Annotated in this window: 9 protein-coding genes; all 9 read left to right on the top strand. The window is 34.2% G+C overall.

What is annotated here, in order from left to right; all coding sequences use genetic code 11:
• Nucleotides 1-6: 6 nt before the first annotated feature.
• Complete coding sequence (locus ACP6L2_RS04040; protein WP_440508015.1) at nucleotides 7-1,488, top strand: RagB/SusD family nutrient uptake outer membrane protein; 1,482 nt, start codon at nucleotides 7-9, stop codon at nucleotides 1,486-1,488.
• Between the two features lie 2 nt (nucleotides 1,489-1,490).
• Nucleotides 1,491-2,336, top strand: a complete 846-nt coding sequence (locus ACP6L2_RS04035) for a DUF4843 domain-containing protein (protein ID WP_440508014.1) — start codon at nucleotides 1,491-1,493, stop codon at nucleotides 2,334-2,336.
• Between the two features lie 4 nt (nucleotides 2,337-2,340).
• Nucleotides 2,341-3,909, top strand: coding sequence for a PKD-like family lipoprotein (locus ACP6L2_RS04030; protein ID WP_440508013.1), 1,569 nt, complete (start codon nucleotides 2,341-2,343; stop codon nucleotides 3,907-3,909).
• A 10-nt stretch (nucleotides 3,910-3,919) separates the two neighbouring features.
• The gene (locus ACP6L2_RS04025) at nucleotides 3,920-5,374 is read left to right on the top strand and encodes a thioredoxin family protein (RefSeq protein WP_440508012.1); all 1,455 of its coding nucleotides are present in this window, start codon (nucleotides 3,920-3,922) and stop codon (nucleotides 5,372-5,374) included.
• A 324-nt stretch (nucleotides 5,375-5,698) separates the two neighbouring features.
• Complete coding sequence (locus ACP6L2_RS04020) at nucleotides 5,699-6,259, top strand: RNA polymerase sigma factor (protein ID WP_440508011.1); 561 nt, start codon at nucleotides 5,699-5,701, stop codon at nucleotides 6,257-6,259.
• A gap of 49 nt (nucleotides 6,260-6,308) precedes the next feature.
• Nucleotides 6,309-7,346 carry a FecR family protein gene (locus ACP6L2_RS04015; RefSeq protein ID WP_440508010.1) on the top strand — a complete coding sequence of 346 codons (1,038 nt, stop codon included), beginning with the start codon at nucleotides 6,309-6,311 and terminating at the stop codon, nucleotides 7,344-7,346.
• A gap of 90 nt (nucleotides 7,347-7,436) precedes the next feature.
• A complete protein-coding gene (locus ACP6L2_RS04010; protein ID WP_440508009.1) occupies nucleotides 7,437-10,709 on the top strand; it encodes a TonB-dependent receptor in 3,273 nt (1,090 codons plus the stop codon).
• 11 nt (nucleotides 10,710-10,720) lie between these two features.
• Nucleotides 10,721-12,307 carry a RagB/SusD family nutrient uptake outer membrane protein gene (locus tag ACP6L2_RS04005; RefSeq protein WP_440508008.1) on the top strand — a complete coding sequence of 529 codons (1,587 nt, stop codon included), beginning with the start codon at nucleotides 10,721-10,723 and terminating at the stop codon, nucleotides 12,305-12,307.
• A gap of 6 nt (nucleotides 12,308-12,313) precedes the next feature.
• The gene (locus tag ACP6L2_RS04000; RefSeq protein ID WP_440508007.1) at nucleotides 12,314-13,177 is read left to right on the top strand and encodes an endonuclease/exonuclease/phosphatase family protein; all 864 of its coding nucleotides are present in this window, start codon (nucleotides 12,314-12,316) and stop codon (nucleotides 13,175-13,177) included.

Here is a 13,177-nt window from a genome sequence, read left to right as displayed (position 1 = left end):
AAAATTATGAAAAAGATTATATATTATTTTACCCTAATATCTTGTCTCCTGTTCCAAGCCAGTTGTTCAAGTTTTTTAGATGTTAAGCCCCAAGACAATATCTTGGAAGATGAAGTCTTTTCCTCAATCAATGGCTTTAATGTAGCATTGAATGGAATATATTCCGAAATGAATAGTTCTGATGTTTATGGATCGAACCTATCCGGTGGTCTTGTTGATGTTATGGCACAATACTTCTACCTGGAAAACCGTGAGCACATTTACTTACCATATGCCGGTTATGATTTTGCAAATTCACAATATAAGGGTAAAACCGAAGCCATATGGAAGAAGATGTATAGCTTAATAGCAAACTCAAATGCCATAATTGCCAAAATTGATGAAAAGAAATCAATGTTGGGCGATCCATACTACCAGATATTCAAAGCCGAGAGTTTAGCGATTCGTGCTTTCTTACACTTTGATTTACTAAGGCTATTTGGATCTACCTATTCGGAGGATTTAGACAGTAAAGTTATTCCTTACATGAAAAAAGCAGATAGATCGATAGAACCTTTATTAAGTAATAAAGAGATTATACAATTAGTTTTGGCTGATTTGACAGAAGCAAAAGACCTCTTAAAGAACAGCGATCCAGTATTAACTAAAGGTCGTTTGAATCTTGATGATCCAGTTTCAAACATGTTAAACTACCGTCAATATCGATTGAACTACTTTGCTGTATGTGGACTATTAGCTCGTGTTAGTCTTTGGTCTGGAAATAAACCCGCTGCCAAAAGTTATGCAGAGGAGGTAATTAATCTCGGACAAAAACCAGGAAATGAAATTTTTCCTTTTGTGACTGACCAAGCTGTTAATAATAGCGGCGATTACCCAGACCGCGTTTTTTCCACAGAAGTATTATTTGCACTTTACAATACAAAGCGATTAACCATTCATAATTCTTTGTACAGCTATTCTTTGTCTCCAGTACAACTATTGACATTTGTTGGAACACTGAGTGAAGGTAGAGTACCGCAGTTATATCCTAATGAAAATGATTATAGAAGAAAACTTCATTGGGCACAACAAGTGAATTCCACTAGTAATGAGGTCCTCTATTTTACAAAATATTTAGATGTCACGGATACGGAAGGTATTTCTATAGCTTATAAAAACATGTTTCCTTTACTACGTATTTCGGAAATGTATCTAATACTCGCTGAAACAGCCACGAATATGTCTGAAGCAGAGAAATTCTATAATATTTTGCAAGTACACCGCGGACTACCAGAGCAAACCATATTAAGTGAAGCAGATCTTGATGAAAAAATTCAAGATGAATATTTAAAAGAATTCATTGGTGAAGGGCAAACATACTTTTATTTTAAACGCCTTCAAAAAACCGCTATCCCAAGTCCTGTTAGACCAGGATTGGATAAATTCCCAATGGAAAAAAAATATTATCTCTTACCACTTCCCGAAAGTGAAACTAGCCAAAGAAATTAATTATGAAAAGATTAGAATTATTAATCGGAACGATGATATACTTCCTTTTCCTGAGCAGCTGCACAAAGGAAACTATGAAGTATGAAGGGACTGATGGCGTATATTTTGCCGTTCAATGGGGTCCCTCCTATACGGATTCCACACAATGGGCATTCCAAAGCTATACACCAGTGGATTTCATTAATTTAAATGGAAAAGCCTATACCGCAAAATTGCGTGTGATGGCAACTGGAAATAGAAAAGATTATGACCGTAAGTTTGGCGTGCGTGTAAATGTGGACAGCACTACCGCAATTGCAAATGAAGATTATCAGCCTTTAGAAGAAGAATATGTTATTAAAGCCGGACAGCTCTATACTGACATTCCAATTGAACTGATTCGATCAGAAAGTATTCAAACAGAAAAACGAATACTTGGAATCAATTTAATATCAAGCGAAGACTTTAATCTAGCTATTCCGACCTGGTATGCTCTAACTCCATATTTTACATCAACTCGTTATAAAACCTTTGACGCTACTTATCATCAAATCGAATTAACCGATTTCATCACCAAACCAAAGATTTGGTATGGTGCTAGTAATAACGGTGTGGAAGCAGGTTTATGGGGAGAATTTTCGACTAAGAAATTCTTGCTCATCTGTGAATTAAACGATCTTGTTTATGATGATTTTGCCTCAACAGCTACCATGCATACCATTAGACGTGAAATTATTAATCAAGTGGTGAAGGCATATTTACAAAGTATGTTTGATAAAAAAACACCTGTTTTGGAGGATGATGGAAGACTAATGTGGGTAATGGGTGTTTCTTGGAGTTCAACAATTGGAAAACCTTATAATCCATAGAAAAATGAAAAATAATTTATTAAAATGGATTTTACCAATCCTAGTAATTGTTACTTATAGTTGCAGTAAAGATCTTGGAAATTATCAATACCATGATATCAATGAAATCACCATAAATGAACTTGGTGAATACCATTCGCTTTTATATAAAACGGATACGCTAAGGTTAAATCCTAAATTAACATTTACCCAAGAATCAAATGATCCTGAACGATTCACCTATGAATGGAAATTAGTATCGCAAGCAAATGCAAATCTCCAAACCAAAAAGGGAACTATCATTGGAACAACTAAGGATTTAATTTATCCAGTGAGTGCCTTGCCAGGTGATTATATCTTGTATTTAAAAATAAAAGATAAGGAGACGACTGTTACATGGACAAGCTCCACTATTCTATCAATAACCGTACAATCGGCAACTGGCTTTATGCTTATAGGAGAGGATGATGAGGGATACGCACAAGTAGAAATGATTGCTATGGGTGTAGATACCGTAATTTTAAAAGGCTTGGCAAATGAAAATGGTGTTCCTAAAATGAAGGGTGCTTTGGACATTATCCATACAGGGGTATATCCTCCTCGACCTAACAATGCTAGACAATGGATTATTGGTCAAGAGACCGCTTATTTTGTAGATCCAATGACCTTTGAAACGAATCCGAACAATATTTTCAAAAATCTATTGTTTTCAACCTATGCTTTACCGGCAAATATATTCCCTGTAGAAATAGCTCCTCGCATTAATAGTAGAGCGGGAAATGCTGTTAGTAGTACTAGGAGATTGGTCGTTACGAATACAGGAGATGCATTTTACGCAGATTTAAGTAGTAGTGGAGGTGATTATTATGGAAATCCAACAAATAGACTTGCAGGAATTAATACTCCTACTTTTAAAGTAGCACCTTATATCATGCATGGTCCTGGTTATTGGAGCTATTATAGTTTGTATGATTTAGATAACAATAGATTTGTATATGCTAGTTCATCAGCCTTAAATGTTAATCCATTAAGCGACAGACCTACGGATCCATTCCCATGGAACCAGAGTGAGGTAAACAGGACATTAAAGTATGCAGAGAACACAAGGAATACAGATGGTGGTTCTAGGGATGGTAATAGTTTTGCCTTAATGCAAGATAAAACAACTAATCAATTATTCATTTATAAATTTTATACATCTAGTATTCCTCAAAAAAGGAGCTTTTATAAAATTACCCCCGAATTTTCCTCTGAATTGAATAAATCGAGTATGTATGCATTTGCGAGTACCAGAACCGCACTCTATTTTGTGATAGGTTCTAAGCTTTATGCTTATGACTATGGAGTTGGAAGTGAAAAGATTGTTTTAATCAAAGACTTTACAGATGAAATAACCATGATTCATAGTGATATACAAGCTGGCTCTTACATCGAGTTATATGTGGGAACCTATAATAGCACAAGCAAAGGTACACTTCACAAAATGGTGCTACAAAACAATACGAATACGATCGAAATGCAAGAAGACACGTCATTGCATTGGAATAACCTTTCCAAGATTAAAAATATGAGTTGGAAAAATGCACCTATGTAATTATAGCAATATGAAAATTATCAAGATAACGATATTAATGCTCTTGTATATGATCAATGGCAATTTATTTGCCGATCAAAAACAGAATACTTTAATGACATTCAACAATTTGAATGAAGCTATTACATTAGCAAAGCAGCTGAATAAACATGTCATTATCGATTTTTATACAGATTGGTGTGTACCATGTAAACGTATGGACCAAGAGGTCCTTAAAAACCCAAAAACAGCAGAGGCACTTGGGGATAGATTTATCTTAGCTCAAATAAATGCTGAAAAGAATGAAGGTATTGGTTTAGCTCAGAAATTTCAAATACAAGCCTACCCTACCTTTATTGTGGTGGATAAAAATCAAATAGAAGTAGGACGATTAACAGGTGCTCAACCTATAAACCTGTTTATTGAAAATGTCAATAAGACTATTGATAATAGCAGAACAAATGAACAAATCATCAAACGTTATGAAGCCAATGAACGTAGTCCTGAACTAATTAACGATTATGTATTGCTTCAGATGAAAAAAGGTGATGAAGAAAATGGGTTTAAAATCATAGACGATTATTATGCAGGATTATCAGCTTCTGAGAAAATGAGTCCTGCTAACTGGTTTATTTTTAACCGCTATACCATTGATCGACATCATCAAAGAATAAAAGACCTCCTTAACAAGCAAGATCAATACAGACAATCTTTAGGTAATGAAGCCATTGATGAATTCTTCATTAAAATGATTCGTAGAGACCTGATGCATTTTGTGACTTCCAATGCTGATTTTACGACTGAAACAGCCAATCAACTCTTTAATTCAGTAAAGCAGTTTATTGATGAAGCTAGAATTTCGAAGCATCCTGAAATTGTCCCGCTATTTAAGATCGCAAATGCCAGAAAGAATAACATGGATAAATCAGCATTCTTGGACTTGTTAAACGTTGAATTACCAAATCTAAGTACCATTCAAGTGTTGCTTCAAATTGAAAAATTCAAACCTGATCATGGGAAAGATTCTGTTCTGGTCAATCAAAAACAAATTGATTTACTGGAGAAATACATACCACAACAAGCATCCTATTCGCAAAGAAAATTGAACTATTTACTAGCAGTTTTAAAGAATGTAGGGAATGCTAATGGTGTAAGCTTTAACCATTTCCCTGTTGAAGAGGCATTAAAAAAAGCAGCAGTAAATAAGCAATTAATATTTATTGATGTATATGCCACTTGGTGTGGCCCTTGTAAAGAATTAGATGCTCAGGTATTTTCGCAAGCAAAGGTAGGAGATTTTATAAATTCTAATTTCATACCAGTAAAACTAGATGGAGAATCTGCAGAAGGTAAAATCATTTTGAAAAAATATGGTATCAATGCTTATCCTACATTACTTGTCCTTGATTCATCAGGAAAAGAAATAACCCGAATAGTAGGTGTTTTAACAGCAGATCAACTCATTGAAAAATTAAGCTTCAAATAAACCCCAAATAAGTAAACTGTTGTTTCAGTTTTTAGTACGCCTAAGTTAGTGGTAAAACGCTAGCTTAGGTTTTTTTATGAGAATGATTCTACCATTAGTGCATTAAAAACAATATATAGAAATTATATTTTTGTTATAATAACATCATTATAAAATGGTTCTGCTGAAAATTAATATTCTTAATATCTTAATTTTATTAATAAAATTATTTTAAATTTGGTTGATTTAAAACCTAATTATTCGCACCAAATACTAAGTTTAAAGGTTTGTTAATATTGAATTAACAAACAGTGTGCATTTTTACTTTATTCAATCTGAAGAAAAATGTCTTGGTTAAAGTTTATACAAGGAGATACAACTGCATTTGAGGAAATCTATTCAACTTATGTGGATGATCTGTATGTATATGGTATAAATTATTATGCGGATAAAGAAACAATTATAGATCATATACATGATTTATTTGTAGATATATTTAATAATCCTAAAATTGCAAAAGAGGTAAATATTAAATATTATCTATTCTCTTCCCTAAGGAGGCGCTTATTAAGAATTAAAAATAGTACAGAGAATCAAATTGTCATTTCACTTACAGATGCTATGAATTGGGCAGATGAAAATGAATTGGACAAAATTAATTCTGAACTTAAAGAGGAACAACTCCAAAAACTTCAAGAAAGATTTGAGCTACTACCTAAACGACAAAAAGAAGTTTTATTTTTAAAATACTATGCTGATCTAAATTATGAGCAAATTTCAGATATGATGGATATTAGTATAGAAACTTGTAGAACCCTCTCATTTAGGGGAATAAAGAAATTAAAATTAGACCTTTCTCAACCGGAAATGCTCTCCTTATTTTTTTTATATATTTTTTCAAAATAATTAGTCTATAAAAATGCATTAACTGCTCTTTATATATAAAGGCAATATTGTGCATAAAAATAAAGAACCATATAGACGTATATTCAAACTAGATTCAAAGCCCTCATTAAATGAGGATGAAAAATCTATGCTATTGAAGTCCATCCTTTCAAGCAAAAAGAAAAAAAGCAAAAGAAAGTTATACCGTATAACTGCAATTGCTGCTTCTTTAGTTTTAACTTCCTTTCTTTTATTTCATCATTTTAAATCAAAAACAGAGGCATTAACTATTATTGAAGTTGCTGAACTACATAAAAAGGCTATAAAGGAAAACAATAATATTCAACTCATAACCTTAGATCCTAATTTAGATAGAAAAGAAGTCAATGAAATTCAAGAATATAAGGATAGCTTGATGACTTTAGATCAAATAATTGAACCTAACAATCCTCAAAACACCTATGTAACGATATATGTGCCATACGGTAAAAGACAAGAGTTCCGTCTTCCTGATAATTCCACAGTGTGGTTAAATGCTGGCTCTTATTTGACCTATAAAAATCAGATGCAAGTTGGATCCAGAGAAGTTTATTTAAACGGTGAGGGCTATTTTGATGTCGTTCATAACGGAAATAGTTTTACTGTTAGAACCTCAGAAACAAGCATTCAAGTACTTGGCACCAGTTTCAATGTCAATTCCTATGAATTAGATGAAAAAACTGCAGTAGAATTATTAACTGGTTCAATTAGTCTGACGAGTATGTCTGGCTCCTTTGAAAGTATTTTAATGAAACCTGGTGAAAGAATAAACTTCGATCATAAAAACAAAAAATTAACCATAAACAGACAGGCTATCGGGGCAGATATATTGTGGACTAAAAAACAACTACAATTGGATCAACTGTCACTCCCTGAACTCATCAGGAATTTAGAACGTGTTTACAATGTCGTAATTCATGCAGAAAAACAATTATTAACTCTTAAAACTGATTATTCTGGCCGTTTAAACATCGATGTTGATATAAAATCATCTTTACAAAGTATATATGAGTTAAGAGATTATGAAATTATTCAAAAAGAAAAGGAGGTTTGGATTCGAAAAAAATAAGACTATGAAGAAATAATAATAAAGAGGAGTTGCACCTCCTCCTTATTCAATTTAAAATAAATCGTTTACACAATTTAATCTAACAAAATTATGAAAAAAAAACAGGCGGAACAAAGGTTCTCCGCTCGATGGCGACTTCCATCAAAATTCGTATACAGTATGAAAATTGGAACATTAGCATTAACAGGGATCTTACTTACTTTAAGTGCCTCTGCATTTTCCCAACGCATAAGTATCAAATTGGAGAATGCACCACTTAAACAATTTTTAGAACGCATTCAAAATCAAGTAGATGTTGCTTTACTTTATTCTGATCAATTAGTATCAAACAAACGTGTCAGTGTAAACAGTAAGAATATTGAATTTAAAGAATTATTAGCAAGGGAATTAAAAAAACACAACCTTACATTCCGAGAGTCCGAAGGACAAATAACCATTATTCCTTCAGGAAGGATTAACGAACCTACAGTTATTGTAAGTAAACAACAAGAAAAAATATCCATCAAGGGACGTGTTTTTAATTCTCAGGAGCCACCAATAGCTTTATCGGGTGTTTCGATATCCAAAAAAGATGGTGCTACATTAGGTACAACAGATGAAGCTGGTTATTATTCAATCGAGGTTGAAAAAAACAGTTATTTAGTTTTTTCAACTGTAGGTTACCACAAAAAAGAAATCCTAGTTGGAAAAAATGAAAATAACCTAACAGTTTCCCTTAGTGAAGATGTGTCAGATTTGGATGAAGTAGTTGTAGTTGGTATGACGGAAATGCAAAGGAAACATATTGCTAGTTCTGTTGCCAGCTTAGATGTGAAATCCAATATTGAAGGTAAGCCAATCACAAACCTAACCCAATCATTACAAGGAGGTGTTACTGGTTTACAAGTCCAACAAGGATCTGGTTTACCCGGTGGTGATGCAGCAAGCATTAAAATACGCGGTATCTCTACTTTAAATAATTCGGACCCGCTAGTTCTTGTTGATGGGGTACCAATGGATATGAACCACATCGATCCGGTTACAGTTGAAAGTGTAACTATATTAAAAGATGCTGCTGCTGCTGCAATCTATGGTGCAAGAGCTGCCAATGGTGTCATATTGGTAACTACCAAACGTGGTAAAGCTGGACAGATAAATATCCTTTATGATGGTTATTATGGCCAACAGAACCCTACTATTTTACCTGAATTTGTTGATGCACCTACCTATATGCAAATGTATAATTATGCACAACTAGCCTCAGGAAATCAGCCACTATACACGGATGAACAGATTGAAAAAACTGCTTCAGGGGAAGACCCAATTAACTATCCAAACACCAATTGGACGGATGTACTTTTAGATAAATATAGTCCACTTACCTCCCACTCCCTATCAATCAGCGGTGGTAATGATGTTGCACGATTTGCCATTACAGGAAATTACATGAATCAAAAAGGTATGCTTCCTTTAAATGAAATGGATCGTTTCAATATTCGTGCAAACACATCCGTTTCATTATCTAAAAAATTCCTAGTCAATCTCGATGTCCTTGGAATTAGGAGAAATACGCTATATCCGAATAGACAAATTAGTAATGGAGGAAGCCGTATGCTTGATGACCTATATAGGCTTCCACCAACTGTCCTTCCAAAATATCCAAAAGAAGAAGGCTGGCCTACTATCTATGGCAGGTACGCAGATATTGTTAACCCATTAGCTTATGCAGAAGTTGGTGGTACTATTGGATACCAATATGATCAAGCTACCATCAACTTACAACCGAAATGGTCTATTACAGATAACCTAAATTTTAGAGGACAATTTAGTTACCGCTTAAATTCTGACGTATACAAACAAAAAAGAGATAATTATTATTTCTTTGATTATCATTCAAAAGAATTGGTGCAGACTTGGGCTGTTCAAAGAGACTCTTATTCACAATTAAGAGATACTTACTTCTATTTAAGTGGAGCATTAGATTATTCAAAATCATTTGGTCTTCATAATATTTATGCGATGGGTGGTTTTTCCATGGAAAAATTCAATAATGGATATTGGAACGTTTCTACCTTAGTTTCTAGTTATGCCAAACTCAACTATGCTTACGATGATCGATATCTTGCTGAACTTTCCTTTCGTGCCGATGGCTCATCCAAATTTGGTCCTGGAAATAAATTTGGTTACTTCCCATCTGTAGCATTCGGTTGGAATGTTCATAATGAGAAATTTTTCAAGATTGATGCAATTAACAACTTTAAAATCCGTGCTTCTTATGGTCAATTAGGAAATGAAAATATAGGTTTATATTTATATCAGAACCTAATCAATGCAAGCAATGGAACAGAATCTGTTTGGGGCAATCCAAATATTTCTTGGGAAAAAGTAAACATTTTAGATATTGGATTAGACTTAGCTCTTTTCAATAGCAAACTAGGATTAACCTTTGATTATTACGACAAAAAAACTACTGATGTATTATTGAAACCTTCTGTAGCACCTTCAGGAGCAATAGGTTCGGCACCAATCAACGCAGGAAATGTGAGTAATAAAGGTTGGGAAATTTCATTAAACTATAATGATCGAGTAGGTGAAAATTTCCATTTTGGAATTAAGCCTGGTGTTACTTATAACAAGAATAAAATCACAGAATTGGTTGGAGGTCCATACCGCTCCGGAATAACCATTAATGAAGTTAACTATCCTATTAGTAGTCAATATGGATATGTGACAGATGGTATTCTCCAATTCACCGATTTCGAAGATGATAAAATAACCGCAAAAGTACCTGTATTACCGGGTCAAGGGCCTGGAGATATCAAATATGTTGATTTAGATAATAACGGTATTATTAATGATAAAGACCAGCAAATTATTGGTGACCCTACTCCACGGTTAAACTATTTTGCTAATTTCAATTTTTCATATAAGAATTTTGATTTAGAATTTTTACTTCAAGGAGCTGGCAATCATGATTATTCTGCCAACTTAGGTGGAAAGTCAGCAGGTTACCTATGGCACCCTTTAAACCAAAGTGCATCTGGTGGTATTCCAACGACCTATCGTGCAGCTAATAGCTGGAGAGAGAATAACCAAGATGCTATTTATCCAAGACTATTATCAATTCCTCAAAACAATATATTGGTTAGTGACTTCTGGTTATTTGACGCAAGTTATTTGCGGGTTAAATTTATTCAAGCAGGTTACCGTTTAAATAATGGTTTCATTAATAAATATGGAGTAAAGAATGCTCGAATTTATACAAACGTGCAAAACCCATTCCTATTTACTAAAGTAAAATTGGCTGATCCAGAGTCACAAGGTGGTTCTTGGACTTACGGTGTTATGCGGGTATTTACAGTTGGGGTATCTGCAAACTTTTAATTTTTAGCCTTATGAAATATAAATTTTTAATATATAGCTTATTAGCCGCTGGAATATTAAATAGTTCTTGCGAGCAATTCCTTACCCAAGATAGTCCATCTGGAATAACAGATGATCTATGGTGGAAAACAGAAACTGATGCATATAATGCATTAGGAACAGTTTATGCCGGTATTCCAGGTGGAAGTTCAGGTAGAAATATTATGTACTATTCTGGTTTGACTGATGAAGCAGTACACCGTGGCGACTTTAAGGGTGAGTACGATAGTTTTACTAGAGGATTAGCATCTAGCAGATGGGGCATTTCAAATTCTTTGTGGGCAGATGACTATACCTGTATAAGAAGAGCAAATCGTTTCCTAGAAAATATCGACAAAGCATACTTTGATGCTAATCTAAAAGATCGAATGAAGTTAGAAGCGCGAGCATTAAGGGCCTATTATCATATGGAGTTAATGATGCTCTATGGCGATATTCCGCTGCTAACTAAATCATTAACACCTACTGAGAACCAGTCTACTAGAACTGAACAGGCCAAAGTTTATGAATTCATTGTAAATGAATTGAAGGAATGTGCTGACAAACTACCTCCAAGTTATGTAAATGCAGACAGGTTTAGAATAACTTCTGGAATCTGTTGGTCATTACTATCTAGAATTGGATTATTCAATAAAGATTATGAGTTGACCAAAATGGCTTCCAAAAAGGTTATCGACTCAAAATTGTATAAACTTTGGGTAAATAATTCAAATAAAGCCGCTAGCTTCAGTGAACTTTTTAGCTATGCTGGTGAGTTAAACGATGAAAGGATATTCTTTAAAGAAAACGGCTGTTCCAATGCTTGGACAAGTTTTGCTCCTTTTGGAGTTGGTGGTGAAACTTACCTCTCCCCTACAAATACTATTGTAAATAATTTTGAAACCAAGCAAGGAAAAACACTTGCCGAACTTGGTAGGGATTCTACATTAATTTATCAGAAGAATCCAAACTACAAAAACAATAGAGACCCTCGATTAGCTGCATCCGTATTTATTCCAAATGAAATGTTTCAAGGCACTTATAAATTAGATCCATTTTATAATCCGAGTGACAAAATTGGAGAAAACAAATCCACTGCCACGGGATACTGGATCAAAAAGTACATTGACGTACGAGATAGACAATCAAAAAGTGGAACATTGGATTTTATGATTATCAGATATGCCGAGATCTTATTGAATTATGCTGAGGCCATGATTGAAACAGATCAATGGAGTAATGCTGAGGCGATAGCAGCAATCAATGAAGTTAGAGCCCGTGCAACTATGCCAGCAGTAAATACAGGACTGTATAATAGCCAAGCAAAGATGCGTGAATTAATCCGTAGAGAGAGACAAGCAGAACTAGCATTTGAAGGAGGTCGATATTTTGATATAAGACGATGGGGAATTGAAGAAACTGTCATGAACGGTGAGGTTTATGGTGCTACGAATCCTACAAATGGTGAAGTTGTCCGAGTACAAAATCGTACATACCGTAAAAACAGGGAATTCCTTTGGCCAATTCCTGAAAACGAAATAATTGCGAATCCAAATATGGTGCAAAATCCAAATTATTAATAAGTCATGAAAAAAATTATATATAGCTTAATGTGTTTATTCCTCTATATTGGAATCTCATCATGCCAAAAATCTTACGATCCAGGAGATTGGAGTATTACTCCTTATAAACCAGAACCTGATACTGGAGGTGAAGATGACGGTCCTACAACTACATTTAAAGTCATGTCCATCAACATGAATATTGGAACAACAGCTGCCAACTTTGATGTAATGAAAGACTATATCAAAGAATACAATCCAGATTTTGTTTTTCTAAGGCAGGTAGATAGTGCTACTAACCGATCATCCAAAATTGATCGTCCAAAAGCACTTGCTGATGCATTAGGAATGACATCTTTCTTCAAAAAGAATATTGATTACCAAACAGGGGGATTTGGCAATGCGGTGCTTTCTAAATTCCCAATTAAAGAAACTTTTGGAAAGCATTTAAGTCGAATCGAAGGTAATAATGCCGAATTAAGGAGTATCGCCATGTTAAAGGCAGAAATTAGTGCTGGTAATGAAGTCTATTTTGCCGGTACAGAATTAGATCCTTCAGTGGCCGATAACCGTGCAGTTCAAGTTGTCGATTTAATTAATATAACAGATCGTTTAACAGCTCCGACTATTTTGGTAGGAAACTTAAATGAACAAGAAAGCGCAAATGGCCCTGTTATAGGTTATCTTAAAGGAAGTTTTACTTTTGGATGTTTAGGTACTGGATGTGCCTGGAATGCGCCTAAAGCTGCTCCAAACGGTGTATATGATTACATTATGTTTAGAGACAAGGAAAGCAATTTAAGTATCATAAACTATGGCACTTTTCCAAAATCAGCCAATAACTTTCTACCAATGGTAGCAGAATTTAGACTAAAATTAAAAGAATAA

It is taken from the genome of Sphingobacterium lactis, assembly GCF_051951495.1.
GTDB lineage: Bacteria > Bacteroidota > Bacteroidia > Sphingobacteriales > Sphingobacteriaceae > Sphingobacterium > Sphingobacterium lactis_A.
Note: the sequence above shows the minus strand (reverse complement) of the source record. Positions and strands in the feature narration are given on the sequence as shown.